General features: G+C 60.2%; 25 protein-coding genes and 1 riboswitch. Of the genes, 14 read left to right on the top strand and 11 right to left on the bottom strand.

Annotated features, from left to right (window positions below):
• Positions 1-126: 126 nt before the first annotated feature.
• A complete protein-coding gene (locus R0140_RS01410) occupies positions 127-753 on the top strand; it encodes a lysoplasmalogenase (protein ID WP_004173987.1) in 627 nt (208 codons plus the stop codon).
• A gap of 78 nt (positions 754-831) precedes the next feature.
• Complete coding sequence (gene zntA / locus R0140_RS01405) at positions 832-3,042, top strand: Zn(II)/Cd(II)/Pb(II) translocating P-type ATPase ZntA (protein WP_317703932.1); 2,211 nt, start codon at positions 832-834, stop codon at positions 3,040-3,042.
• A gap of 364 nt (positions 3,043-3,406) precedes the next feature.
• Here zntA and tusA read toward each other — a convergent pair whose 3' ends face one another.
• Positions 3,407-3,652 (bottom strand): sulfurtransferase TusA, encoded by a 246-nt coding sequence (gene tusA, locus R0140_RS01400; protein WP_002920858.1) that lies wholly within the window; start codon positions 3,650-3,652, stop codon positions 3,407-3,409.
• A gap of 206 nt (positions 3,653-3,858) precedes the next feature.
• Between tusA and R0140_RS01395 the strand changes: the two genes are divergently transcribed.
• Together R0140_RS01395 and R0140_RS01390 are read left to right on the top strand one after the other, a co-directional pair.
• Entirely contained in the window at positions 3,859-4,524 is a 666-nt protein-coding gene (locus R0140_RS01395) for a 7-cyano-7-deazaguanine/7-aminomethyl-7-deazaguanine transporter (RefSeq protein WP_008806961.1), read from the top strand.
• Positions 4,525-4,597: 73 nt separating this feature from the next.
• Positions 4,598-5,155, top strand: a complete 558-nt coding sequence (locus tag R0140_RS01390) for a DcrB family lipoprotein (protein ID WP_012540380.1) — start codon at positions 4,598-4,600, stop codon at positions 5,153-5,155.
• On the opposite strand, the gene R0140_RS01385 is transcribed toward R0140_RS01390, so the two are convergent.
• On the bottom strand, positions 5,156-6,376 hold the full coding sequence (locus R0140_RS01385) for an MFS transporter (RefSeq protein ID WP_008806959.1): 1,221 nt from the start codon (positions 6,374-6,376) through the stop codon (positions 5,156-5,158).
• Between the two features lie 133 nt (positions 6,377-6,509).
• Between R0140_RS01385 and R0140_RS01380 the strand changes: the two genes are divergently transcribed.
• Positions 6,510-7,559, top strand: a complete 1,050-nt coding sequence (locus R0140_RS01380) for an AI-2E family transporter (protein WP_008806958.1) — start codon at positions 6,510-6,512, stop codon at positions 7,557-7,559.
• On the opposite strand, the gene arnF is transcribed toward R0140_RS01380, so the two are convergent.
• The 8 genes from arnF to R0140_RS01340 all read right to left on the bottom strand — a co-directional run bounded on the left by arnF (position 7,556) and on the right by R0140_RS01340 (position 15,834).
• The gene (gene arnF, locus R0140_RS01375) at positions 7,556-7,936 is read right to left on the bottom strand and encodes a 4-amino-4-deoxy-L-arabinose-phosphoundecaprenol flippase subunit ArnF (RefSeq protein ID WP_012540378.1); all 381 of its coding nucleotides are present in this window, start codon (positions 7,934-7,936) and stop codon (positions 7,556-7,558) included. The genes R0140_RS01380 and arnF overlap by 4 nt on opposite strands.
• A complete protein-coding gene (gene arnE / locus R0140_RS01370; protein ID WP_008806956.1) occupies positions 7,936-8,274 on the bottom strand; it encodes a 4-amino-4-deoxy-L-arabinose-phosphoundecaprenol flippase subunit ArnE in 339 nt (112 codons plus the stop codon). Before arnE ends, arnF begins: the two co-directional genes overlap by 1 nt.
• Entirely contained in the window at positions 8,271-9,926 is a 1,656-nt protein-coding gene (gene arnT, locus R0140_RS01365) for a lipid IV(A) 4-amino-4-deoxy-L-arabinosyltransferase (protein WP_008806955.1), read from the bottom strand. Before arnT ends, arnE begins: the two co-directional genes overlap by 4 nt.
• Positions 9,926-10,828: a 4-deoxy-4-formamido-L-arabinose-phosphoundecaprenol deformylase gene (arnD, locus tag R0140_RS01360; protein ID WP_008806954.1), complete on the bottom strand. Its 903-nt coding sequence runs from the start codon at positions 10,826-10,828 to the stop codon at positions 9,926-9,928. Before arnD ends, arnT begins: the two co-directional genes overlap by 1 nt.
• Positions 10,825-12,810 (bottom strand): bifunctional UDP-4-amino-4-deoxy-L-arabinose formyltransferase/UDP-glucuronic acid oxidase ArnA, encoded by a 1,986-nt coding sequence (gene arnA, locus R0140_RS01355; protein WP_008806953.1) that lies wholly within the window; start codon positions 12,808-12,810, stop codon positions 10,825-10,827. Before arnA ends, arnD begins: the two co-directional genes overlap by 4 nt.
• On the bottom strand, positions 12,807-13,790 hold the full coding sequence (gene arnC, locus R0140_RS01350) for an undecaprenyl-phosphate 4-deoxy-4-formamido-L-arabinose transferase (RefSeq protein ID WP_008806952.1): 984 nt from the start codon (positions 13,788-13,790) through the stop codon (positions 12,807-12,809). Before arnC ends, arnA begins: the two co-directional genes overlap by 4 nt.
• 1 nt (position 13,791) lies before the next feature.
• Positions 13,792-14,931, bottom strand: a complete 1,140-nt coding sequence (arnB, locus tag R0140_RS01345) for a UDP-4-amino-4-deoxy-L-arabinose aminotransferase (protein WP_012540377.1) — start codon at positions 14,929-14,931, stop codon at positions 13,792-13,794.
• 396 nt (positions 14,932-15,327) lie between these two features.
• Complete coding sequence (locus R0140_RS01340; RefSeq protein ID WP_012540376.1) at positions 15,328-15,834, bottom strand: phenolic acid decarboxylase; 507 nt, start codon at positions 15,832-15,834, stop codon at positions 15,328-15,330.
• Between the two features lie 97 nt (positions 15,835-15,931).
• On the opposite strand from R0140_RS01340, the gene R0140_RS01335 reads away from it, so the two are divergent.
• The 8 genes from R0140_RS01335 (at position 15,932) to R0140_RS01300 (ending at position 23,562) form a co-directional block, all read left to right on the top strand.
• Positions 15,932-16,792 (top strand): LysR family transcriptional regulator, encoded by an 861-nt coding sequence (locus R0140_RS01335; protein ID WP_008806950.1) that lies wholly within the window; start codon positions 15,932-15,934, stop codon positions 16,790-16,792.
• A gap of 139 nt (positions 16,793-16,931) precedes the next feature.
• A complete protein-coding gene (gene nikA / locus R0140_RS01330; protein WP_016161923.1) occupies positions 16,932-18,500 on the top strand; it encodes a nickel ABC transporter substrate-binding protein in 1,569 nt (522 codons plus the stop codon).
• A complete protein-coding gene (nikB, locus tag R0140_RS01325) occupies positions 18,500-19,444 on the top strand; it encodes a nickel ABC transporter permease subunit NikB (RefSeq protein WP_016161924.1) in 945 nt (314 codons plus the stop codon). Before nikA ends, nikB begins: the two co-directional genes overlap by 1 nt.
• The gene (nikC, locus tag R0140_RS01320; protein WP_012967107.1) at positions 19,441-20,274 is read left to right on the top strand and encodes a nickel ABC transporter permease subunit NikC; all 834 of its coding nucleotides are present in this window, start codon (positions 19,441-19,443) and stop codon (positions 20,272-20,274) included. The genes nikB and nikC overlap by 4 nt, the downstream gene beginning before the upstream one ends.
• Entirely contained in the window at positions 20,274-21,038 is a 765-nt protein-coding gene (locus R0140_RS01315; RefSeq protein WP_008806946.1) for a nickel import ATP-binding protein NikD, read from the top strand. The genes nikC and R0140_RS01315 overlap by 1 nt, the downstream gene beginning before the upstream one ends.
• Positions 21,035-21,826 (top strand): nickel import ATP-binding protein NikE, encoded by a 792-nt coding sequence (nikE, locus tag R0140_RS01310; protein WP_008806945.1) that lies wholly within the window; start codon positions 21,035-21,037, stop codon positions 21,824-21,826. Before R0140_RS01315 ends, nikE begins: the two co-directional genes overlap by 4 nt.
• Positions 21,814-22,212 carry a nickel-responsive transcriptional regulator NikR gene (gene nikR, locus R0140_RS01305; RefSeq protein ID WP_016161926.1) on the top strand — a complete coding sequence of 133 codons (399 nt, stop codon included), beginning with the start codon at positions 21,814-21,816 and terminating at the stop codon, positions 22,210-22,212. Before nikE ends, nikR begins: the two co-directional genes overlap by 13 nt.
• A 98-nt stretch (positions 22,213-22,310) precedes the next feature.
• Positions 22,311-22,492: riboswitch (M-box (ykoK) riboswitch) on the top strand.
• A gap of 56 nt (positions 22,493-22,548) precedes the next feature.
• Positions 22,549-23,562 (top strand): magnesium transporter, encoded by a 1,014-nt coding sequence (locus R0140_RS01300; protein ID WP_012540371.1) that lies wholly within the window; start codon positions 22,549-22,551, stop codon positions 23,560-23,562.
• Between the two features lie 39 nt (positions 23,563-23,601).
• Here the strand turns inward: R0140_RS01300 and R0140_RS01295 are convergent, their stop codons facing one another.
• Positions 23,602-24,795 carry a BaiN/RdsA family NAD(P)/FAD-dependent oxidoreductase gene (locus tag R0140_RS01295; protein ID WP_012967106.1) on the bottom strand — a complete coding sequence of 398 codons (1,194 nt, stop codon included), beginning with the start codon at positions 24,793-24,795 and terminating at the stop codon, positions 23,602-23,604.
• A gap of 229 nt (positions 24,796-25,024) precedes the next feature.
• Here R0140_RS01295 and pitA point away from each other — a divergent pair, with 229 nt between their 5' ends.
• Complete coding sequence (pitA, locus tag R0140_RS01290; protein ID WP_008806938.1) at positions 25,025-26,521, top strand: inorganic phosphate transporter PitA; 1,497 nt, start codon at positions 25,025-25,027, stop codon at positions 26,519-26,521.
• Positions 26,522-26,575: the final 54 nt, after the last annotated feature.

The raw sequence follows: 26,575 nt of genomic DNA, 5'->3' as shown, positions 1-26,575 counted from the left end.
AAAATATCAGGAATCAGCATACTGCGTCGGGAATAACATTGTCATCTGCTACGCCAAACCACTACACTGAGTTGTAGCATCACGCATCCGTAACTTTCTTTATGATAACAGATACAGGGACTTACTATGCTTTGGTCATTTATTGCTGTCTGTTTCTCCGCATGGCTTTATGTCGATGCATCCTATCGTGGGCCGGCCTGGCGACGTTGGGTATTTAAACCTGTCACCCTGATTCTGTTGCTGTTACTGGCCTGGCAGGCGCCGATGTTCAATGCCATCAGCTATCTGGTGCTGGCCGGCCTGTGCGCCTCGCTGCTCGGCGACGCCCTGACCCTGCTGCCGCGCCAGCGGGTGATGTACGCGGTGGGCGCTTTCTTCCTGTCACATCTGCTGTATACCATCTGGTTCGCCAGCCAGCTGACGCTGTCGTTCTTCTGGCCGCTGCCGCTGGTGCTGCTGGTATTCGGCGCCCTGCTGATGGCGGTGATCTGGAGTCGGCTGGAAGAGATGAAAATGCCGGTGCTGACCTTTATTGGAATGACGCTGGTGATGGTCTGGCTGGCCGGTGAGCTGTGGTTTGCCCGCCCCACCAACACCGCGCTGTCCGGTTTCGCCGGCGCGGCCCTGCTGCTGCTGAGTAATGCCGTGTGGCTGGTGAGCCACTATCGTCGCCGCTTCCGCGCCGATAACGCCATTGCCGCCGCGTTCTACTTTGCCGGCCACTTCCTGATCGTGCGCGCGCTATACCTGTAATTTAGTCCTTGACTCTGGAGTCGACTCCAGAGTGTATCCTACGGCTAATGAGAAAATTATCATTTCCCGGAGGGTGCCATGTCGACTCCAGACGCGCAGGATAAAAAAGTCCCACAATTCTCGTCATTCACCATGCGGCCAGCGACCGCGCCGGCGGAGAGCTGCTGTACAGATCACGCCTGCGCCACAGAATCCGCCCCTGCCGCCGAAGCGCTCGACGACGCCCGCTATAGCTGGCAGGTTGATAGCATGGACTGCGCCGCCTGCGCCCGCAAGGTGGAAACCGCGGTTCGCCAGGTACCCGGCGTCAGTCAGGTCCAGGTGCTGTTCGCCACAGAAAAGTTGCTGGTTAACGCCGAGGGCGATATCCGCGCTCAGGTTGAGAACGCGGTCCGCCAGGCGGGCTATACGCTGCGCGATGCCGATGCTCCCGCAGCAGAGAAAACCCGAGGGTCGCTGCTGCGCGACAATCTGCCGTTACTGACGCTGGTTATCATGATGGCCCTGAGCTGGGGGCTGGAGCAGGCCAACCACCCCGCCGGTCAGTTGGCCTTTGTTGCTACCACCCTGGTCGGCCTGTGGCCGGTTGCTCGCCAGGCGCTGCGCCTGATCAAGAGCGGGAGCTGGTTCGCCATTGAAACGCTGATGAGCGTCGCCGCCATCGGGGCGCTGTTTATCGGCGCCACTGCGGAAGCGGCGATGGTCCTGCTGCTGTTCCTGATCGGCGAGCGTCTCGAAGGCTGGGCCGCCAGCCGCGCACGGCAGGGGGTGAGCGCGCTGATGGCGCTGAAGCCCGACACCGCCATCCGTCTGCGCAACGGTGTGCGGGAAACCGTCGCCCAGCGCGACCTGCGTCCCGGAGATGTGATTGAAGTGGCCGCCGGCGGGCGTCTGCCGGCGGATGGCCAGCTGCTGTCGCCGTTTGCCAGCTTTGATGAAAGCGCCCTGACCGGCGAGTCGGTGCCGGTGGAGCGTCAGGCCGGGGAACGAGTCGCGGCGGGCGCCACCAGCGTCGATCGCCTGGTGCAGCTTACCGTGATATCCGAACCGGGCGACAGCGCCATCGACCGCATCCTGAAGCTGATTGAAGAGGCAGAGGAGCGTCGGGCGCCAATCGAGCGCTTCATCGACCGCTTCAGCCGGATCTACACCCCGGCCATTATGGTCGTAGCCTTGTTGGTCGCCATTGTCCCGCCGCTGTTCTTCGCCAGCGCCTGGCTGCCGTGGATTTATAAAGGGCTGACGCTGCTGCTGATCGGCTGTCCGTGCGCGCTGGTCATCTCCACGCCGGCGGCCATCACCTCCGGCCTGGCGGTCGCCGCCCGCCGCGGGGCGCTAATCAAAGGCGGCGCGGCGCTGGAACAGCTGGGCCAGGTGCGGCAGGTGGCGTTCGATAAAACCGGCACCCTGACCGTCGGCCAGCCGCAGGTGACTTCGGTGATCGCCACGGCTGAGTTTGACGACAACGCGCTGCTGGCGCTGGCGGCGGCGGTGGAGCAAGGCTCCAGCCACCCGCTGGCGCAGGCCATCGTCCGTGAAGCACAGCGGCGTCAGCTGAGTATTCCGCTTGCCAGCAGCCAGCGGGCGCTGGCGGGCTCTGGCATCGAAGCCGAGGTGAACGGCAGCCGCATCTTGATCTGCGCCGCCAGCAAAGCCGCCCCGGCAGAACATGAGGCGCAGATCCAGCAGCTGGAAAGCGCCGGGCAAACGGTAGTGATGGTGATGCGCGGCGAGACGCTGCTCGGTATCCTGGCGCTGCGCGACACCCTGCGCGACGACGCGCGTCAGGCGGTGGATGCCTTGCACCAGTTGGGGGTTCAGGGGGTGATCCTTACCGGGGATAACCCGCGCGCCGCGGCAGCCATCGCCAGCGAACTGGGGCTGGAATTCCGCGCCGGTCTGCTGCCGGCGGACAAAGTGAAAGCCGTCATGGCGCTGAATGCCGATGCGCCGCTGGCGATGGTCGGGGACGGCATCAACGACGCGCCAGCGATGAAAGCGGCCACCATCGGCATCGCCATGGGCAGCGGCACCGATGTGGCGCTGGAGACGGCCGACGCCGCGCTGACCCATAACCGTCTGACCGGCCTGGCGCAGATGATTTCCCTGGCGCGCGCCACCCATGCCAATATTCGCCAGAACATCGCGATAGCCTTAGGGCTGAAGGGGATTTTCCTCGTCACCACCCTGCTTGGCCTGACCGGCCTGTGGCTGGCGGTGCTGGCGGATACCGGCGCCACCGTGCTGGTAACGGCTAACGCGCTGCGGTTATTGCGTAAGAAGTTGTAGCATAGATACCGGCTTCCCTGCTCGCGCTACGCTTAGCAGGGCTACGGTTCCAGACCGTCGGGTAGCCCGGATAAGGCGCTACGCGCCGCCATCCGGGGTATTCCCTGCTCGCGCTGCGCTTAGCAGGGCTACGGTTCCAGACCGTCGGGTAGCCCGGATAAGGCGCTACGCGCCGCCATCCGGGGTATTCCCTGCTCGCGCTACGCTTAGCAGGGCTACGATTCCGGACCGTCGGGTAGCCCGGATAAGGCGCTACGCGCCGCCATCCGGAGTATTCCCTGCTCGCGCTGCGCTTAGCAGGGCTACGATTCCGGACCGTCGGGTAGCCCGGATAAGGCGCTACGCGCCGCTATCCGGGAAAAGCTCAGTGGCTTTTGCGGATCAGATAGCGGTACGGCAGGGCTTCGGTTTCCTGGGCCACCAGCTCATGCTCCATAAAGCGGCAGAATCCCGGGATATCGCGGGTGGTGGCCGGATCGTCAGCAATAATCAGCAGCGTCTCGCCGACCGGCATCGTCCGCACGGTTTTACGCACCATCATGACCGGCTCCGGGCAGCGGAGCCCCAGGGCATCCAGGGTATGGTCAGGAGTGGAGAAAAGTTCGCTCATTTTAGTCTCACGTTAACAAAACGGCCCTAGTTTACCCCCAGTTCGCCAGTACGCAAGCCAGGTTAACGTTTGCGCGAAAAACAACCATTGCATTACGCCGACAACGCAGTATCATGCAGCCGTTTTTTATTGGGTTCCCTCACCCCAACGTTCCGCTGCCGATTGCTCCTTAACCTGAAGCATGACGGGCATAAAAAGGTCACAATATGAATCCGTTTACTACCGTACAGCGCAAAAAAGCGCTCGTCTGGCTTTCGCTATTTCATCTGCTGGTCATCACCTCCAGCAACTATCTGGTTCAGCTGCCGATCTCCATTTTTGGTTTCCATACCACCTGGGGCGCGTTTAGTTTTCCGTTTATCTTTCTCGCCACCGATCTGACGGTACGCATTTTTGGCGCACCGCTGGCGCGACGCATCATTTTCGCGGTGATGGTCCCGGCGCTGGTTATCTCTTACGGCATCTCTGCGCTGTTCTACATGGGCGAGTGGCAGGGCTTTGCCGCGCTGGGCACCTTTAATCTCTTCGTCGCGCGCATCGCCATCGCCAGCTTTATGGCCTATGCACTGGGGCAGATCCTCGACGTCCACGTCTTCAACCGCCTGCGGCAGAGTCGCCACTGGTGGCTGGCCCCCACCGCCTCGACGCTGTTCGGCAACATCAGCGATACCGTCGCGTTCTTCTTTATCGCTTTCTGGCGCAGCCCGGACCCGTTTATGGCCGCCCACTGGGGGGAAATCGCCCTCGTCGACTACAGCTTTAAAGTGCTTATCAGCATTATTTTCTTCCTGCCGATGTACGGCGTGCTGTTAAATATGCTGTTGAAAAGACTGGCGGATAAATCTGATTTGTCGGCATTACAGCCGAGTTAAAGGTACTCGCGGGCCGATGTGTTAAGATAGCCGGATGAGCCATTAGTGGCCGTTTATCGAAAGGAAGATGTCAATGCGCAATTTGGTTAAATATGTCGGTATTGGCCTGCTGGTAATGGGGCTTGCCGCCTGCGATAACAGCGATTCAAAAGCGCCAACCGTCGGAGCGGCGGCGGAGAGCAATGCCAGCGGCCAGGCAATCAGCCTGCTGGATGGCAAACTGAGCTTCACCCTGCCTGCGGGCATGGCCGACCAGAGCGGCAAACTGGGTACCCAGGCGAACAACATGCACGTCTACTCTGACGCTACCGGCCAAAAAGCGGTCATCGTCATCGTCGGCGACAGCACCAATGAAGATCTGGCGGTACTGGCGAAACGACTGGAAGATCAGCAGCGTAGCCGCGACCCGCAGCTGCAGGTGGTGAGCAATAAATCGCTGGAGATGAAAGGCCATACCCTGCAGCAGCTGGACAGCATCATCTCTGCCAAGGGGCAGACCGCCTGGTCTTCCGTGATCCTCGGCAAAGTGGATGACAAACTGCTGACCCTGCAGGTGACCCTGCCGGCGGACAACCAGCAGCAGGCGCAGACCGAAGCAGAAAGCATCATCAACACCCTCACCATCCAGTAATTACTGGCCTGGTGCGATGGCCTCCGGTTCGCTAACCGGGGGCCGTTTTTTTAGCCGCCAGCCCAACAGCAGCGCCGCCATCACCAGCCCAGCCGCGGCGAGATAAATCATCGAGATCCCGGTCCACGCCATCAGCAATCCGGCCAGCGGCCCGGTGACCCCCAACGACAAATCCATAAACACGGTATAGGTCGCCAGCGCCGACCCCTGATTGTGCTGCGGCACCGCTTTGACCGCCACCACCCCCAGCGCCGGGAAGACCAGCGAGAACCCCGCCCCGGTAAGGAAGGTACCGATTTTCGCCAGCAACGGCGTATCGGCAAAGCCGACCAGCAGTAGTCCGATAATCTCCACGCTAAAGCAGAGCATCGCCACGTTCAGTCCACCGAGGCGATTAATGCCGTTAGGAAACAGCAGCCGCGTGCCAACGAACGCGCAGCTGAATAACGTCAGAGCGAAAGCCGCGCCGTCCCAGCCTTTGGCGTCATAAAACAGCGTGATAAAGGTGGCGATCACCCCGAAGCCGGCGGAGGCCAGCGCCAGCGCCATACCGTAGGGCCAGACCCGGCCAAGCACCGCGCGAAACGACATCGCTTTACCTTTGGTAGCCTTCACCGCCGCGCGGGGCAGCGCACAGAGGATCGCCACCAGCGCCACCGCCATAATGACTACCGCCAGGCCGCTGAGGCCAATGTGTGAATAGCACAGCACGCCGAGCGGCGCGCCCATCGCCATCGCCCCGTAGGTCACAATCCCGTTCCACGAGATCACCCGCCCGATATGCAGCGAACCGACCACGCCGACGCCCCACAGCGTCGAGCCTGTGCCGGCGAAGCTCTGGCCGATACCAAGGATCACCCGTCCGAGGCATAACAGCAGCAAGCTAACCAGAGGCCAGCCGCTGCTCCAGGCCGCCAACAGATAGCTCAAACCGCTCAAAAAACAGCCACAGAGACCGAAGACGACAATCTTTTTAGGCCCCAGCAGGTCGGCATAGCGCCCGGCATGCGGGCGGCTGAGCAGCGTGGCGAAATATTGCAGACTAATCACCAGCCCGGCCCAGAAAGCGCTAAAGCCCATGACATCATGCACATAGCCGGGCAGCACCGCCAGCGGCAGGCCGATGGTGAGATAGCTGGCAAAGTTAAAGATAACGACAGAGACAATCCGCAGATTGAGGCGCAGTCCATTGAGCGCCGGCTCGGCGACGGGTTCGGGCATCAGGTTCCACCAGATTTCGACAATCAGCTTTCACTATTACCACGCTGTCGGCGGAAAAGCAGCCCTCCTTTCGGAATATTGGCAGTCGGCGAACCGCTACACTTATCTGGCGCGACTCATAAAAGGAATACCTATGTCCTCTCCGCAGGCTGATAAAGCCGGGCTCCATATTTTACTTAAGCTGGCAGCGTTAGTGATTATCCTCGCCGGGATCCACGCCGCCGCCGATATTCTGGTGCAGCTGCTGCTGGCGCTGTTTTTCGCTATTGTTCTCAACCCGCTGGTCACCTGGTTCATTCGCCGCGGGGTGCGGCGTCCGTTCGCCATTACCCTGGTGGTGACGGCGATGTTGGTGATGCTCACCGCGCTGCTTGGCGTACTGGCGGCGTCGCTCAATGACTTTGTCGCCATGCTCCCCGATTTCAACCGCGCCCTGACGCGCAAGATCCTCCAGCTCCAGGAGTATCTCCCCTTCCTTAATCTGCATATCAATCCGGAGCGCATGCTGCGGCGCATGGATTCAGAACGGCTGATGACCTGGGCCACGACGCTAATGACCCAGCTTTCCGGGGCGATGGCCAGCATCGTGCTGCTGGTGATGACGGTGATCTTTATGCTGTTTGAGGTTCGCCACCTGCCCTACAAACTGCGTTTTGCCCTCAATAACCCGCGCCTGCATATCGCCGGCTTGCACCGGGCGCTGAAAGGCGTCACCCATTATCTGGCGCTGAAGACGCTGATTAGCCTGTGGACCGGGCTGATTGTCTGGCTGGGGCTGCTGGCGATGGGGGTACAGTTCGCCCTGATGTGGGGGGTGCTGGCGTTTCTGCTGAACTATGTGCCGAACATTGGCTCCGCTATCTCCGCTATCCCCCCGATGCTGCAGGCGCTGCTGTTTAGCGGCATTTATGAGTGCCTGTTGGTCGGGGCGCTGTTTCTGGTGGTGCATATGGTGCTGGGCAACATGGTGGAGCCGCGCATGATGGGCCATCGGCTGGGAATGTCGACCCTGGTGGTGTTCCTGTCGTTGCTGGTCTGGGGCTGGCTGCTGGGGCCGGTGGGGATGCTGCTCTCGGTACCGTTAACCAGCGTCTGTAAAATCTGGATGGAGACCACCGTCGGAGGCAGCAAGCTGGCGATCCTGCTCGGCCCGGGCCGTCCCAAAAGCCGGCTCCCCGGCTAGCGGCGTTTGACCGGCCAGAAGATGGTCAACACGCCGGCGACAATGATCGTCACGCCCAGCAGCGATTGCCAGTAGAACGGCTCATGCCAGCCGGGCAACCAGATGGCGGCGGCCCACACGAGGATATAGCTCAGGCTCAGCAGGGCATACGCTTTCGACAGCGGCAGGCGATGCAGGGCAAAGTACCAGCAGACCATCGACAGCAGGTAGCCCAGCAGGCCGAAAAACAGGCCGACGGTCCCGGGCTGGAAATGCAGCAGATGCTGGAGAAATGCCACAATATCGGTCAGCGGCGGCAAGGCCACCATGGCGCTGCGCAGCAGCAACTGCGCGGCGCTGACGAGGCCGACGCTGAATAATGCCCAGAGAAAGCCCATCAGACGCTGGTCCCCAGAATGACAATGCCCACGACGATCAACCCGACGCCAAGCCAGTGACGGCGAGCGACCGGCTCATGCCAGATGCCCCAGCCCGCGAGGGTAACCCAGACGAAATTCAGGCTCAGCATCGGATAGGCGATGCTGACCGGAATAGACTGCAGCACGCTCAGCCACAGCAGCATGCCGCAGCCCAGGCATAACAGCGCCATCCCCAGCCAGAAGAGTATATGGCGACTCCGCCGTCCGCGACGGGACGGGCGGGTCGCCTGTTTCTGGCAGAGTTGCCCGGCGCAGCTCAGCAGGCTGGCGAACACCAGACAGATCCAGACGCTCATTGCGGCAGATACTGAAGGAAGACCACCCGACCCAGCTCGTAGGCGTTATCTGGCTTCGGTAACGGTAAGTCAACCATACTCTCTCCTTTATCCATCAACAGCACCAGCGAGACCGGCCCCTGCTGACGGTGCGTGGCCAGCCAGTCGGCAAAACCGGCCTGGCTGACAAAGCTTCCCTGAGCATCCGGCCAGTCGAGACCGTACTTCAGCTCACCCTGTTTGTCGAACATAATAATATCGCTGCGCTTCAGCTCCCAGGCCAGGCCGCCGGCGATCCCAACGTTGTTGGTCAGGACGTAACGGCTGGGCTGCAGGGATTCACTGACGATATCCACGAGGAACTGCGGCTGTTTGCTGTCGATAACCCGGTCCGGGATGGCGAAGCCCACCAGCAGCGCCAGGCCGAGCGGACAGAGCGCGGCGAGGCTCCAGCGGCGGCCAGGGTTTTTCATCGCCAGCCAGCCCATCAGCGCCCAGACGGCGAAGGCGATCGCCGCCAGCAGACATTTATACAGCTCAATCTTGGTCCACACCGGCTTGTGCATCACGCCCCAGGGTGAGACCACCAGCACGGCGATCAGCCCCAGCAGGCCAACGCCCAGGTTGATCATCCCGTTGATGCGCAGCGCTTTTGCGCCGGTCTTTGCGGCCTCCAGCGCGTAGCGGGCCATCAGAATCGACAGCGGCGCAAAGCACGGCAGGATATAGGTCGGCAGTTTGCCTTTGGCGATACTGAAGAACAGGAACGGCATCGCCACCCAACCCAGCAGATACAGCGCGCCGCGAGCCTCATCGCGCTCAAGCCAGCCGCGCTTCAGCGCCCCCGGCAGCAGGGCCAGCCACGGCAGGCTGCCGGCGATCAGGAACGGAATGTAGTACCAGAACGGCGCTTTGTGCTGGGCATCTTTTTCGGCAAAACGCTGAATATGCTCGACCCAGAAGAAGTAGCGCCAGAAGTCCGGCTCGCGCTGGGCGATAGCCAGCCCCCAGGGCAGCACCACCAGCGTACAGACGATCACCGCCAGCCAGCCGTAGGTCAGCACTTCACGCCAGCGTTTACGGGCGATCACCCACGGCAGCACGCCCACCACCGGCACCGCCAGCGCCAGGAAGCCCTTGGTCATCACCCCCATACCGCAGGCGACGCCCAGCAGCGCGTAGCCCAGTATTTTGCCGCTGCGGCTCTGCGCCTGCGCCGCGCCCCAGAAGCTGCACATCGCCAGCGCCAGCCACAGGGTGATCATCGGGTCCAGCACCGCATAGGTGCCAATCGCATACACCAGCATCGCGGTAAGGAAAATCACCGGCGACAGGACAGCCACCTTTTTGTCGCGAAAGACGCGCCACGCCAGCCAGGCCACCAGCAGGGCAGTCATGGTGATAGCGAAGACCGACCCAAAGCGTACGCCGAAGTTATTATGGCCAAACAGCCACTGACCGATACTGTTGATCCAGTAACCGGCAATCGGCTTTTCGAAGTAGCGCAATCCGAGAAAATGCGGCACCACCCAGTCACCGGTGGCCAGCATTTCACGGCTGATCTCCGCATAGCGGGTTTCATCGGGTTGCCAGAGCAAACGAAAATTAAGCGGCAGCAGGTAATACAGCGCAAACAGCGCAATCAGAGAGACGCCATAGCGAATGCTTTTCATCAAACACCCGAAGTCAGTAATTGTTCACGTCCGAGCCAGCCTTCTCGGCCAGCCAGTTCACCCCGAACCACTTTGCCAGACGGCAGCTCGCTAAAGTCAGCGGGCAGCAGCTGGCTCAGTGGGCAAAACTGAATTTCCTCTTCCGCCGCCATGGTCAGCAGTTCATTGAACTGATCGGCGTAAGCAATACCTTCCACTTCGGCGTGAATGGTATAGACCGGCACGCCCGGGTCGCGATGGATGCAGTCGAGCAGGTAGCGGTTAAAGCCGGCGATATCGACCGCCGTGCCCACCGCCTCATCCCAGGTCGGCAGCGTGACCGGGATCTGCACCGTACCAAACGTGCCGCTACCGAGCTGGGGCAGGAACGGCCGCGTGCCGCGACAGTCGCTGTTGTAGAGAAAATCGAAGGATTCTTTGGCTTTGACCACCCGCTGATCGGCGCGCCAGCCGGCGACAGCCGAACAGGTGACCGGCCGGCCGATGATGCGTTCCAGTTCGAGCAGGCCGCGCTCAACCTCCAGCGCCAGCCGTTCCTGCGGCCAGACGCCGCTCCACGCCTGCCAGCTGTAGTGATCCCAGGCGTGCAGCCCGACTTCATGAGACTCGGCGGCCGCGCGGATCACCGCTTCGTTCCCCGCGCCGATGCGGCGTCCCGGCCACGCGGTGCCAGCCAGCAGAATATCCCAGCCGTACAGCGAAGCCGCTCTGGAACGCAGCATCTTCCACAGAAACTTCGGTTTTACCAGGCGCCACAGATGGCGCCCCATATTGTCCGGCCCGACGCTGAAGAAGAAGCTTGCCTGGATCCCGTGCTGGCCCAGCAGGTCCAGCAGCCGCGGAACGCCGTCCCGCGTTCCGCGAAAGGTATCGACATCTATGCGTAAGCCGACCTGTTTCATGGATTTTTATCGTCCACCAGTTCAACTGTACGCAGGAAGAAGTCCAGCGTGTGTTCGACCGTTTCTTCCATCTCCACCTTCGGTTCCCAGTTCAGGCAGCGTTTGGCGTTGCGAATGCTCGGCTTACGATGCTCAACGTCCTGGTAGCCCTTCCCGTAGTAATCGCTGCTTTCCACTTCACGGAAGCCGGCAAACGGCGGGAAGCGATCGCGCAGCGGATGGCGTTCGAAGCAGGCGAGCAGCATTTCGGCCAGCTCTTTGATGCTCGCTTCGTTTTCCGGGTTGCCGATGTTGATGATCTGCCCGTCGCAGCGGCCGTCTTTGTTCTCGATGATGCGGAACAGCGCTTCGATACCGTCGCTGATATCGGTGAAGCAGCGCTTCTGCTTGCCGCCCTCGATGAGCTTGATCGGCGACCCTTCCACCAGGTTGAGGATCAGCTGGGTGATGGCGCGGGAACTACCGATACGCGCGGCGTTGAGGTTATCCAGGCGCGGCCCCATCCAGTTGAACGGACGGAACAGGGTGAACTTAAGATCGTACTTATCGCCGTAGGCCCAAATCACGCGATCCAGCAGCTGCTTGGAAACCGAGTAGATCCAGCGCTGTTTGTTGATCGGCCCGACCACCAGATTGGAGGTATCTTCGTCGAAGTTTTTATCGGTGCACATGCCGTACACTTCAGAGGTCGACGGGAAGATGATGCGCTTATTGTATTTCACGCAATCGCGGATGATCTTCAGGTTCTCTTCGAAATCCAGCTCGAACACGCGCAGCGGGTTACGGGTATATTCGATAGGGGTGGCGATGGCCACCAGCGGCAACACCACGTCGCATTTCTTAATGTGATACTCGATCCACTCGGAGTGAATGCTGATATCGCCTTCCACGAAGTGGAAACGCGGGCTCTCAAGGAAACGGCTGATGGCGTCGGAGCCGATATCCAGGCCGTAAATTTCATAGTTGTCGTCCTGCAGCAGGCGCTCGGTCAAATGGTTACCGATAAAGCCATTGACGCCTAGGATCAGCACGCGGGTGCGACGCTTAATCGCCACCACCGGTTTGCTGCTGATCACCGCCCCGGACACCAGGCCCAGCGCCTGCGCCAGCTGAGCGCCCTGCATGTACACACCGCGTTCGGTCTGGCCGGTGACAATTTCCAGCGCCCCGTCCTGGCACGCCACGATCAGCGGCGCAACGGAGATAACGGTACCCGGTTTGGCTGCCGGCAGATCGTGGCGGACGCGGGATTTCCAGACGATAAACTTGTTCGCGCCAGCGTAGCCGAAGGCGCCCGGCCACGGATCCGAGACGGCACGCACCAGATTGTGCAGGGTCTGCGCCGGCTGCTCCCAGTCGAGGCGGCCATCCTCCGGGGTACGACGCCCCACGTAGGTCGCCTGGCTGTGATCCTGCGGGCGCTCTGCGGTTTTTCCTTCAAGGATCGCCGGCAACGCCTGGCCCAGCAGCTCAGTGGCGGCGGCGCACAGCTTACGATGCAGCGTCAGGGCCGCGTCATCCGGGCCAATCGCCACGGTTTGCTGGGCGACGATATCGCCGGCATCCGCGCGGTTCACCATGCGGTGCAGGGTGACGCCGGTTTCGCTTTCGCCATTGACCAGCACCCAGTTCAGCGGCGCACGGCCACGATATTTCGGCAGCAGCGAACCGTGCAGGTTGAACGCCCCTTTCGGCGCCAGATTGAGGATCTCATCGCCCAGCAGGTTGCGGTAGTAGAAGGAGAACAGCACGTCCGGCTTCATCTCGCGGATACGCTCAATCCACAGCGGATGGTTCACGTCTTCCGGCGCCCACACTGGAATGCCCTGCTCGGCGGCAAGGCGCGCCACGGAGCCAAAGAAATGGTTTTCGCCAGGGTTATCCGGGTGGGTGAAAATAGCAGCGATATCATACCCGGCGTCCAGCAGGGACTGGATACCGGTGCAGCCCATATCGTGATAAGCGAAGACTACGGCTTTCATGAACGATCTTCCTCTTTAGATGCCGTTTCCGGCTGGCGAACAACACGTTGAATAAAGTAGCGGGGACGAGCGCGAACGTCGTTATAGATGCGTCCGATATACTCGCCGAGCAGGCCCATACCGATAAACTGGGCGCCGATGAACATAAACAGCACGGCGAAGAGCATGAACACCCCTTCCGCCGCCCACTGCGGGCCAAAGGCCAGGCGCAGCACCACCAGCAGCAGGCCGAAGGCGAAGCCCAGCAGGGCAATCACGCTGCCGAAAATGCTGAGCAGACGCAGCGGCGTGGTGGTCAGACAGGTCACCAGGTCGTACATCAGGTTGATCAGGCGCATGAAGCTGTATTTGGAGTCGCCGAATTCGCGCTCGGCATGCATCACCGGGATCTCGACCGCGCGACGGGCGAAGGTATTCGCCAGGATCGGGATAAAGGTGCTGCGCTCGTGGCAGTTGAGCATCGCGTCGATAATATGGCGGCGGTAAGCGCGCAGCATGCAGCCGTAGTCGCCCATCGCTTTGCCGGTGGTGCGCTGGATCAGGCGGTTGATCATCTTCGAGGCGCTTTTGCGGAAGATGCTGTCCTGACGGTTCTGGCGGACGGTGCCCACCACGTCGTAGCCTTCATCAGCCTTCTCTACTAACCGCGGAATTTCCTCCGGTGGGTTTTGCAGATCGGCATCAAGGGTAATAATCAGATCGCCCGTCACATGGCTAAAGCCGGCCATGATCGCCGAGTGCTGGCCGTAGTTACGGTTTAACAGCACGGCGACGACGTGACTGCCTTCCGCCTCGGCGGCTTCGGTCAGCATGCGCGCGGAATCGTCGCTGCTGCCATCGTCGATCAGCAGAATTTCATATTGCCGCCCCAGCGTGGCGCAGGCGGTATCCGTACGACGAAGCAGTTCCGGCAGACTATCCTGTTCGTTATAAACCGGGATAACCACCGAGACCTTCTTCACGGGAGGGTAAGTAAGCATATCAACGTCCTGACAGCTGGCGCAGTGCGGAAATGACGCGAGTGACATCGTCATCGGTCATGTCCGGGAACAACGGGAGAGAACAGATGCGGGCGCTGTTCCATTCGGTATTTGGCAGGGAAACCTCAGGGAAGCGCTCGCGGTAATATTTTTGCGTATGAGCCGCACGGAAATGCAGACCCGTGCCGATACCCATCGCCTTCAGCTTTTCCATCAGCGCGTCGCGGCTGATGCCGCATGCGGCCTCATCGACGCGGATGATAAACAAGTGCCAGGCGTGCTGGTGATCCCATGCCGGGACGGTCAGCGGTTTAAACGGCGTGTCCGCCAGCTCGCGCAGGTAGCGCTGGGCAATCTCCGTCCGGCGCTGATTGGCGTGGCTCAGTTTTTCCAGCTGGACCAGCGCCAGAGCGGCGTTGATATCGGCAAGGTTGTACTTGAAGCCCGGGGTGATCACCTCCGCCTGCGGCGCGCGGCCGTGGGTCTGACGATCATAGGCGTCCACGCCCAGACCATGGAATTTCAGACTGCGGATACGGGAGGCCAGCTCGTCGTCGTCGGTGACAATCAGCCCGCCTTCGGCGCAGGTCATGTTCTTGATCGCGTGGAACGAGAAAATGGCGGTCCCCTGCCAGCCAATGTGGCGGCCTTTATAATGGGTACCCGCCGCATGGGCGGCATCTTCAATCACCGGAATGCCGTGGCGCTCGCCCACCGCGCGAATGGCGTCGATGTCGGCTGGCGCGCCCGCGTAGTGCACGGGAATTATCGCTTTGGTACGCGAAGTGATCGCCGCTTCCACCGCGTCAGGGGTAATCATCAGATTGTCGTTATCGACATCGATCATCACCGGCGTAGCGCCCAGCAGGCAGATCATATTGAGAGTGGAGACCCAGGTCTGGGACGGCGTAATGACTTCATCGCCGGGGCCAATACCCAGCGCCATCAGGGTCACATGCATCCCGCCGGTCGCTGAACTGACGGCAATCGCGTGGCGGTTGCCGGTCAGCTGGCAGAATGCCGCTTCGAGTGCCTGATTCTTCGGTCCGGTGGTGATCCAGCCCGACGCTAAAACTTCACGCAGCGCAGCCAGCTCTGCGTCGCCCATCGACGGGCGCGAAAACGGCAAAAAATCGCTCATCATCATCCTGTTCTGTAGTTGACCCACGCACAAATCAGGGTCGTTAGAATAAAATATCCTGCGCCTGCGGACTTAAACGAAATTAAAATGAAGTGAGTTCAGCGCGGCATTCCATTTCAGGGTATTTCGACCACTATTAATGTAGTCGACCTTGCTTAGGATAATATTAAGAAATTAATATTTTCTCAGAATAAGTAATAACTCATTACTAAACAGTATGATAGGAATTTTTTATGGCAGGGGTATGACAGGAAAGCGTTCCTGTTAAGCGGCAAGAAACAGGAACGCAATAGCAAAAAGTAAACGGGAATTAAACCAATACACAATACTTAAATTAGCGATCGTCACGCTTAATGACAAAATGTTAGCGCAGATCACAAAGTTATTTCTGCTGAATTACAAATTTGCAGGAAAATCCGCAGGTAATTCGCTCGCCGGGCAATTAATGACCTCGTCATTATCGGCGCCACAGTCGCGAATGAAGGTGATAGTGGCGAACTCGTCAATCACTTCCGTTGGATAGGCCGGGCCGGCATCACGGTACGAATTCATCAGCGGAATATGGTCGTTCTGGAAGCAGACGGTTTTTTCCGGGTTATTCATGATCCAGCGCGGGAAGAAAATGGTGCCGTGGAACAGTTTGTCGCCCAGGTTGACGATCAGGCTGACGTCGGTGCCGGTCGGTTCGGTCCAGGAGATTTTGTAGATACTTTCCCCCACCCGCACGATGTACGCTTCCTGATCTTTCACCCAGCGATTGCCGACGATGCCGCTGTGAATACGGTAGTCGAGGGTGTGGCCATTTTTGACGTAAATCTCGTAGTTCCAGCCGTTGTCGTAGGTATAGACCAGATGTTTACCGATAAAGCCGCTGAGGTCATGTTTGTCGAAAGTGCTCATCATTTATTCTCCTCTGTTTTGTTGAGGACAGCATACGTCTTTAAAAAATGAATGAATAACGCTATGTTTGGATTAAATACATCCAAATTTTAGATTGATTATGCACAAGACAACCCTGGAGCAGTGGGCGTTACTCGAAAAGGTAGTGGAATTGGGGAGCTTTGCCAGAGCGGCGGAGGAGACCAACCGCAGTCAGTCTTCGGTGAGCTATAACCTCGCGCTGCTGCAGGAGCGCTTAGGCGTGGCGCTGCTGGCGCCGTCCGGCCGGCGGGCGGTGCTGACCCCGGCCGGCGAACTGCTGCTGAATCAGGTCAAACCGCTGCTGCAGGCCTTCGCCTACGTCGAGACCCACGCCGCCACCTTACGCAACGGGGCGCGTACCCGCCTGGATCTGGTGGTCGACAGCATTTTCCCTCGTCAGCGACTATTCGCCATTCTGCGCCAGTTTCAGCAGCGCTATCCGCAGACCCAGGTCAGACTCACCGAAGTGCTGGAAAACGTTGATGACGAGAGCGCGGCGCGGACGGAAGCTGATGTGATGGTGCTGACCCGCCGCCAGGATATTACCGGCCGTGGAGAGTGGCTGATGAATATTGATTTTATCGCCGTCGCCCACCGCGACCACCCTCTCGCCACGCTCGACGGGCCGCTGGAGGACAGCACGCTGGCGCCGTGGCCGCTGGTGCGCATTGCCGATCAGACCGGCGATGGCCAGGCGACGCGTGACGCCTGGACCTTCTCCACCATTGACGCCGCCATTGATGCGGTGATGTATCAGGTCGGGTTCGGCTGGCTGCCGGAAGAGCGCATTCGCCCCCATCTCGACCAGGGCGTGCTGAAGCGGCTGCCCCTCAGCCACGGCGCGCGCCGCGCGACGCCGCTGCACCTGATCGTTAAGCGGGACCTGGCGCCGATCGACGAGCAGGTAGCCACGCTGCTGGGCTTATTCCGGGCGCCCTGAGAAGCGCAGGCGGTGTTTACCGCCCGCGTGTAATGATACGATTTTCTTATACTTTCCGGCGCAATATTGATCCAGGTTACTCCCAAAGTATGATGAATCACTAAAATCGTCATACTTTCCTGTCGCTGAGATCACCGTCTTGTCTACTATCCGCCTCACCCTGCTGGCGCTGGTTGCCTGCGTCCCTTTACTGGCTCAGGCCGCGCCGCACCAGCTCACCACCGCCTGGCCGGTTAACGTCGGCCCGCTGAATCCCCATCTCTATACACCCAACCAGATGTTTGCCCAAAGCATGGTCTATGAACCGCTGGTGAAGTATCAGGCTGACGGCAGCGTACAGCCCTGGCTGGCGACCCGCTGGCGTCACGCCGCCGATGGTAAAACCTGGTGGTTCACCCTGCGCGACGATGTGACCTTCTCCAATGGCGAACCGTTTAACGCCCAGGCCGCGGCGGCCAATTTCCAGGCGGTGCTGGCCAACCGCCAACGCCATGCCTGGCTTGAGCTCGCCAACCAGATCACCGACGTGCGGGCGCTCAGCGCCACTGAGTTGCAGATCACTCTGAAAAGCGCCTACGCGCCCTTACTACAAGAGCTGGCCCTGCCCCGCCCGTTCCGCTTCATCGCGCCCTCGCAGTTTATCGATGGCGGCACCGCCAGGGGCATTAAAGCCCCGATCGGCACCGGTCCGTGGCGACTGGCGAGCTCGCAGCTCAATCAGCGCGATGTGCTGGTACGCAATGAGCGCTACTGGGGTCGCAAACCGGCACTGCAGCAAATCACCATCAAGGTGATCCCCGACGCTACCAGCCGGGCGGTGGCGTTCGAAACCGGGGAAATCGATATGCTCTACGGTGACGAAGGGCTGCTGCCGCTGGACACCTTCGAACGCTTTCGCCATCACCCCGGCTACGTGGCGCGCCTGTCCGCCCCGGTGGAAACGGTGATGCTGGCGCTGAACGCCAGCCAGGGCCCGACCCGCGAGCAGGCGGTTCGTGAGGCGCTCAACTACGCCGTCGATAAACAGACCCTTGTCGATAGCGTGTTGTATGGCACCCAGCAGGTTGCCGACACCCTGTTTGCCCCCTCGGTCCCCTACGCGCCGCAGGATCTGACGCCGCGCCGTTACGATCCGGCAAAAGCCCGCGCCCTGCTGGAGCAGGCTGGCTGGCAGCAGCCGGATGGCCAGCCCTGGCGACAAAAAGCCGGGCAACCGCTGGCGATTGAGCTGGCGTTTATCGGCACCGACGCGCTGGCTAAATCAATGGCCGAAATTATTCAGGCCAATCTGCGGCAGGTCGGCGTCCAGGTCACCCTGGTGGGTGAGGAGGAGAGCAGCATTTACGCCCGCCAGCGCGAAGGCCGCTTCGGTATGATCTTCAATCGCACCTGGGGCGCGCCCTACGATCCGCATGCCTTTTTAAGCTCGATGCGCGTCCCGTCGCATGCGGATTACCAGGCCCAGCGAGGCCTGCCGGACAAGGCGCTGATTGATAAAGAGATTAGCGAAGTACTGACCACGGGGGACGAGGCGCTGCGGAGAAAACTGTACCACGATGTGCTGACCCGCCTGCATCAGGACGCGGTGTATCTGCCCATCAGCTATGTCTCGCTGATGTCGGTTGCGCACCAGGAGGTCGGGGAGATCCCGTTCGCCCCGGTGACCACCGAGATCCCTTTCGATCAGATTAACCCGGTAACGCCATAATGCTACGCTATATTTTACGCCGCCTGCTGCTGCTGATCCCGCTGCTGCTCGCCGCCTCCGCCATCATCTTTCTGCTGCTGCGGCTCGGCACCGGTGACCCGGCGCTGGATTATTTACGCCTGTCGAACCTGCCGCCCACTGAAGAGATGGTTGCCTCGACCCGCGAGCTGCTGGGGCTCAACCAGCCGCTGGCGATGCAGTATCTGCACTGGCTGTGGCGGGCGCTGCACCTGGATTTCGGTCTCTCCTATGCCACCCAGCGCCCGGTGCTGGATGACCTGCTGCACTTCCTGCCAGCCACCCTGCTGCTCACCGGCGCGGCGCTGGCGCTGATCCTCGTCACCTCCCTGCCGCTGGGCATCTGGGCGGCGCGCCATCGCGATCGCCTGCCGGACTATGTGGTACGGCTGATTGCCTTTCTTGGCGTCTCAATGCCGAACTTCTGGCTGGCCTTTCTGCTGGTGATGCTCTTTTCCGTGCATCTGCAGTGGCTCCCGGCGATGGGGTATGGCGACTGGCAGCACCTGATTTTGCCCGCCGTCTCCATCGCCTTTATGTCGCTGGCGATCAACGCCCGCCTGCTGCGCGCCAGCATGCTGGACGCCGCCAGCCAGCGTCACGTGATATGGGCGCGGCTACGCGGATTGAGCGCGCGCCAGGTGGAGCGCCGACATATCCTGCGCAATGCCACCCTGCCGGTGGTGACCGCCATGGGCATGCACATTGGCGAGCTGATCGGCGGCACCATGATTATCGAAAATATCTTTGCCTGGCCCGGGGTCGGCCGCTACGCAGTTTCCGCCATTTTCAATCGCGATTACCCGGTGATCCAGTGCTTTACCCTGATGATGGTGACGGTGTTCGTGCTGGCTAATCTGGCGGTAGATGTGCTTAACGCGGCGCTCGACCCGCGCCTGCGCCGCCACGAGGAGGTGAGCGCATGAGATGGCTACAAAGCTTTCGCTGGCCGGTAAAACTGGCCATGCTGGTTATCGCGCTGTTGGCAGTCATCGCCATCGGCAGCGGCTGGTGGCTGCCCTGGGATCCAGCGGCGATTGACCTTCAGCAGCGGCTGCTACCGCCGGGCGCAGCGCACTGGCTCGGCACCGATCATCTCGGCCGGGATATTTTCTCACGCCTGCTGGCCGCCACCCGCGTTTCGCTGGGGGCGGTGATGGCTTGTCTGCTGCTGGTGCTGCTGATCGGTCTGGCGGTCGGCGGCAGCGCCGGGCTGCTGGGCGGCCGCGCCGACCGCGGCCTGATGCGCCTCGCCGAACTGTTTATGACCTTTCCGACCTCGATCCTGTCGTTCTTTATGGTGGGGGTGCTGGGTACCGGGTTGACCAACGTGATCCTCGCCATTGCGCTGTCGCACTGGGCCTGGTATGCCAGAATGGTGCGTAACCTGGTGGTTTCCCTGCGCCAGCGCGAATTTATCCTCGCCGCCCGACTGAGCGGCGCCAGCCAGTGGCGGCTGTTCAGCGACCATCTGGCCGGGGCGGTGATCCCCTCGCTGCTGGTGCTCGCCTCGCTGGATATCGGCCATATGATGCTTCACGTGGCCGGCATGTCGTTCCTCGGTCTCGGCGTCAGCGCGCCGACGGCGGAATGGGGGGTAATGATCAACGACGCCCGACAGTATATCTGGACCCAGCCGCTGCAAATGGTCTGGCCGGGGCTGGCGCTGTTCATCAGCGTGATGGCTTTTAACCTGCTGGGCGACGCGCTGCGCGATCGTCTCGATCCCCACCTGATCGCGGAGCATAGCCACTGATGCCGCAGAAGATCCAACTGGAACAGATCTCGCTTGCCGCTGACCGACCGCTGGTCAGCGACGTTTCCTTCACCCTGCGCCGCGGGCAGGTGCTGGCGCTGCTCGGCAGCAGTGGCTGCGGAAAATCACTGACCTGCGCCGCCGCGCTGGGCATGTTGCCGCCTGGCGTCAGGCAAACCGCCGGCCGGGTGCTGCTCGACGGCATTCCGGTGCACGGCGAACAACTGCGCGGCACGACTATTGCCACCATCATGCAAAACCCACGCAGCGCCTTTAATCCACTGCAGACCATGGCCGCGCACGCCCGGGAAACCTGCCGGGCAGCGGGTCGTGAAACAAATGACGCCGTGCTGCTGGCAGCGATGGAGGAGGTCGGTCTGGACAATCCGCGGGCGTTGCTGAAGCGCTACCCCTTTGAGATGAGCGGCGGCATGCTGCAGCGGATGATGGTCGCTCTCGCCCTGCTCAGCCGCGCGCCCTTTATCATCGCCGACGAGCCGACGACCGATCTCGATGCCATCGCCCAGGCGCGCATTCTCGATCTGCTGGCGGATATCGTCGCCAGGCGCGGTCTGGGGCTGCTGCTGGTGACGCATGATATGGGCGTCGTGGCGCGGCTGGCGCATCACGTGACGGTCATGGAGAACGGTCGCCTCGTTGAACACTGCGATGTGAATACGCTATTTAGCGCCCCGCGGCACCCGCTCAGCCAGCGCCTGCTGGCCGCGCATCTGGCGCTGTACGGCCTGGAGAAAACACCATGAATTTACTCAGCGTCACCGGAGTGAGTCACGATTATCCTCACCACGGCAGGGTCCTGCATGCGATCCATCTCGCCATCGCCCCCGGCGAAACGGTGGCCCTGCTCGGACGCAGCGGCTGTGGGAAAAGCACCCTGGCGCGGATGCTGGTGGGTCTGGAAACGCCGCAGCACGGTGATATTGCCTGGCGCGGCACGCCGCTGACTGCCCTCAAGGGCGAGGCCATCGGCGCCTTCCGCCGTGATATTCAGCTGGTATTTCAGGATGCCTTCAGCGCGGTGAATCCGCGCAAAACGGTGCGCGAGATCGTCAGCGAGCCGCTACGCCATCTGTTACGCTTGTCGCGTGAGGCGCGTTCGCGGCGGGTGGAAGAGATGCTGCTGGCCGTCGACCTCGCGCCGTCGCTGCTCGATAAGCGCCCGGCGCAGCTCAGCGGCGGGCAGCTGCAGCGCGTCTGCCTGGCACGCGCCCTGGCGGTGCGGCCGCAGCTGTTGATCCTGGATGAAGCGGTTTCGAATCTTGATCTGCTGCTGCAGGCGGAGATTATCGCCCTGCTGAAGCGCCTGCAGGCGCAGTTTGACACCGCCTGCCTGTTTATCACCCACGACCTGCGGCTGGTGGAGCGCTTTTGCCAGCGAGTGCTGGTGATGGAGCACGGGCGCATCGTCGAAACCGCGACGGTCAGCTTACCGCTGCGCCTGCACTCCCCTGCAGGTCAGGCGCTGCAGCGCGCGGTGCTGCCACCTTTTCCTGCCACTCTGCTAAACGAGGCCATGCCATGCAGCGCGTAACCCTGACCCTTGATGATGACCTGCTGGCCGCCCTCGATGCGCTCAGCGCCCGCCGTGGCTACCACAATCGCTCGGAGGCGGTACGCGATATTCTGCGCGACGCCCTCAACCAGGATCCTCCGTCGCCGGAATCACGGCGCGGGTATGCCGTCCTGTCGTACGTGTATGAACATGAGAAACGCGAACTGGCGAGCCGGCTGGTGGCCACCCAGCATCATCATCACGATCTCTCCGTCGCCACGCTGCATGTGCATATCAGTCATGACGACTGCCTGGAGATTGCGGTGCTGAAAGGTGACATGGCCGAGGTACAGCATTTTGCCGACGAGGTGATTGCCCAGCGCGGCGTGCGGCATGGGCATTTGCAGTGTTTAGCGGATGATTAATTATTTGAAAATTCTTGGGTGGTTTATCAACAGTTGATAAACCACATAAACTATACGCTTTGTGAATTATCCCTCTTCGCCAATAATGGCGCCTCATTTAACGATCTCGTTATGGCGAGGCTCCTGCATAAATACAAGTTACCGCCCTGTTGGTATCGAGAGAGACCACTCAGGGAAATACAGGCTTCCATCGAATCAAGGTGTTGCCAAGGTAACTTCTGGCGGTCATGACCGTTCAGATACGTTATGCAGTGCTAAAACCAGGACGTAGGGATCTGCCTGCGCTAACCCTGTCTTGTTCGCCCCTATGAGTGATTTTTTATAGGGATTTTAATCATGTCTTCCATTCAACTCTGCGCCGCCCATCAGGCGACCTCTGGCTTCGACGGCGATGCGATCGCCCAGTACATGCGTACCGATTTTATTACGCTGCAGGAACATCTCAGCGTCCATGAGGCGCGCGAACACTTTATCTCCCAGCTGGACAGTGATGATATTCCCGGCCAGGTGTTTGTCGTCGCCGGCAGGAAACTGCGCGGCAGCCTGTCGGTCAAAAAGCTCCTGCAGGAAGGGGATGTCGGGCAGTCTATCCGCTACCTGATGGACAGCTGCCTGTTTCGCGTCAAACCTGACGACGAGCGCCCGCAGGTGATTGCCGAACTCACCGAGCGCGGCCTCGATCTGGTACCGGTTGTCGATAAAGGCGAGCTGGTCGGCTGCCTGATGGAAAAGGAGATCGCCCATCTGCTGGAGGATGACGTCACCGAAGACGCCCAGCTGCAGGGGGCGACGCTACCGCTGGAAAAACCGTACCTCGAGATCAGCCCCTGGACGCTGTGGAAGAAACGTTCGGTCTGGCTATTGCTGCTGTTCGTGGCCGAAGCCTATACCAGCAGCGTGCTGCAGCATTTCGAAGAGGCGCTGGAATCGGCCATCGCCCTCGCCTTCTTTATTCCGCTGCTCATCGGCACCGGCGGCAATAGCGGAACGCAGATCACCTCGACGCTGGTGCGCTCGATGGCGCTGGGGGAAGTGCGGCTGCGCGATATGGGGCGGGTGATCCGCAAAGAGGTGTCGACCTCGTTTCTGATTGCCCTGACCCTGGGTCTGGCGGGCTGCCTGCGCGCCTGGATGATGGGGATTGGCATGGAAATCACGCTGATCGTCAGCCTGACGCTGGTATGTATTACCCTGTGGAGCGCGATTGTCTCGTCGATCATTCCGATGGTGCTTAAGCGGATCGGCATCGACCCGGCGGTGGTTTCCGCGCCGTTTATCGCTACGCTGATTGATGGCACCGGGCTGATTATCTATTTCAAAATCGCCCAGTATTTTCTTGGGTTGAACTGATCAAGTAAGCCCGGGTGCCACAGTACCCGGGCCCTTGGATTACCCTTCCACCAGCGCCTGCGCGCAGGCCCAGGCGCTTGACCACGCCCACTGGAAGTTATAGCCGCCGAGCCAGCCGGTGACGTCCATCACTTCGCCGATAAAGTAGAGACCCGACGCCTTACGCGCCTCCATGGTACGTGACGAAAGTTCGTTGGTATCCACGCCGCCGAGGGTCACCTCCGCCGTCCGGTAGCCTTCGGTGCCGTTCGGCTGCACGCGCCAGGCGGTCAGTGTCTCCACCAGCGTCTGCTGATCGCGAACGTTCAGTTGCTTCAGTGTCACATCAGGTATCTGTCCCAGCTGCTGCAGACACTCCACCAGCCGCTTCGGCAGCTGCATCGCCAGGGTATTTTTCAGGCTCTGGTTGGGATGCGCGCTGCGCTGCTCGTTAAGGAAGTCCTCAAGATTGCAGTCCGGCAACAAGTTAACAGTGACGAACTCGCCGGGCTGCCAGTAGCTGGATATCTGCAGCACCGCCGGCCCGGAAAGGCCACGATGGGTAAACAGCAGATTTTCGCGGAACAGGGTGCCGTTCTCGGCGGTAATGGTAGAAGGCACCGAAACGCCGGAGAGCACCTGAAGCTGCTCGAGCAGCGGCTTATGCAGGGTAAACGGCACCAGCCCGGCGCGGGTCGGCAGCACCTTCAGGCCGAACTGCTCGGCCACCTTGTAGCCAAACGGCGAGGCGCCGAGCCCCGGCATCGACAGACCGCCGGAGGCAATCACCAGCTTTTTGGTCATCAGCGTTTCGCCGTTCACCTGTAGCCGGTAGCCTTGTTCATCTCGCTCGACGCTGAGGATTTCGCTGCGCAGGCGGATCTGCACGTCGCCCTTTTCGCATTCCGCGAGCAGCAGATTGACGATCTGCTCCGCCGAATCATCACAAAACAGCTGGCCGAGCGTCTTCTCATGCCAGGCGATGCCATATTTGCCGACCAGCTCGATAAAGTCCCACTGGGTGTAGCGCGCCAGGGCAGATTTGCAAAAATGCGGGTTTTGGCTCAAATAGGCCGCCGGCTCAACATACATGTTGGTAAAGTTGCAGCGGCCGCCGCCGGACATCAGAATTTTTCGTCCCGGCTTTTTGCCGTTATCGAGCAGCAGGACGCGGCAGCCGAGCTGGCCCGCCTGCGCTGCGCAAAACATTCCCGCCGCTCCGGCGCCAACGACAATGGCATCAAACCTTTCCACACCGCGTTCCTCGTTCCCCAATTGTCGGGTTTTGTAAATATTTCACTCTGGTCACACCAGCGGGAAAAATCCCGCATTAGATACATCATTGAAAGATATAGGATTACTCCCAACAGGGTAAAACCTAAACAGGAAGAAAATCAAAAAAAGTCTATATTTCACTTTGCCCGCGCCGCTAAAGTCACTGATAATGCGCCGCGTTCATGTCCTCAAAATGGCGTAACGTCCTATGCTACATTTATTTGCCGGTCTGGATTTACATACCGGACTATTATTATTGCTTGCTTTAGCTTTTGTACTGTTTTACGAAGCGATTAACGGTTTCCATGATACCGCAAACGCGGTGGCTACGGTTATCTACACTCGCGCAATGCGGTCGCAGCTTGCTGTGGCGATGGCGGCGCTCTTCAACTTCTTCGGCGTTCTGCTGGGCGGTCTCAGCGTAGCCTATGCCATTGTGCATATGCTGCCCACCGATCTGCTGCTTAACATGGGTTCCGCACATGGCCTCGCCATGGTGTTCTCTATGCTGCTGGCGGCGATCATCTGGAACCTCGGCACCTGGTATTTCGGCCTCCCGGCCTCCAGTTCTCACACCCTGATTGGCGCCATCATCGGTATTGGTTTAACCAATGCGCTGATGACCGGTACTTCAGTGGTTGATGCGCTGAATATCCCGAAAGTCATCGGCATTTTTGCTTCGCTTATCATCTCGCCGATCGTCGGTCTGGTGATTGCGGGCGGCCTGATTTTCATTCTCCGTCGCTACTGGAGCGGTACCAAAAAACGCGCGCGTATCCACCTGACCCCCGCAGAACGTGAAAAGAAAGACGGTAAGAAAAAACCGCCGTTCTGGACCCGTATCGCCCTGATCCTGTCCGCTATCGGCGTGTCGTTCTCCCACGGCGCCAACGATGGGCAGAAAGGCATTGGTCTGGTGATGCTGGTGCTGATTGGCGTCGCCCCGGCGGGCTTCGTGGTGAATATGAACGCCTCCGGTTACGAAATCACTCGTACCCGCGACGCGGTCAACAACGTGGAAACCTTCTTTCAGCAGCGCCCTGACCTGCTGAAGAAAGCCACCGGTGTTGACCAACTGGTTCCGTCTCCGGATACCAATACCGCGGCCAACGGTGAGTTTCATTGCCATCCAGCAAATACTATCAACGCGCTTGACCGCGTGAAGACTATGCTGACCGGCGTTGAAACCTACGATTCACTGTCACCGGATCAGCGCGGTCAGCTGCGTCGCATTATGCTCTGCATCTCCGACACCACTGATAAAGTGGCGAAGCTGCCGGACGTCAGCGCTGACGACCAGCGTCTGCTGAAGAAACTGAAAACCGATATGCTGAGCACCATCGAGTACGCGCCAATCTGGATTATTATGGCGGTCGCGCTGGCGTTAGGTATCGGCACCATGATCGGCTGGCGCCGCGTGGCGACCACCATCGGCGAGAAGATTGGTAAGAAGGGCATGACCTACGCTCAGGGGATGTCGGCACAGATGACCGCAGCGGTTTCTATCGGTCTGGCGAGCTACACCGGAATGCCGGTTTCCACCACCCACGTGCTCTCCTCCTCGGTGGCGGGGACAATGCTGGTGGATGGCGGTGGTCTGCAGAAAAAGACCGTGACCAGCATCCTGATGGCCTGGGTGTTGACCCTTCCGGCAGCGATTATCCTTTCAGGCGTCCTTTACTGGCTCTCCCTGAAACTGATTTAAACGTCATTCGATCAAAACGGGTCAGCTTGCTGGCCCGTTTTTTTATCCCGAAGA

Source organism: Klebsiella sp. w6 (genome assembly GCF_033100215.1).
Lineage (GTDB): Bacteria > Pseudomonadota > Gammaproteobacteria > Enterobacterales > Enterobacteriaceae > Klebsiella > Klebsiella variicola.
This window is presented reverse-complemented; position numbering and strand designations above follow the sequence as displayed.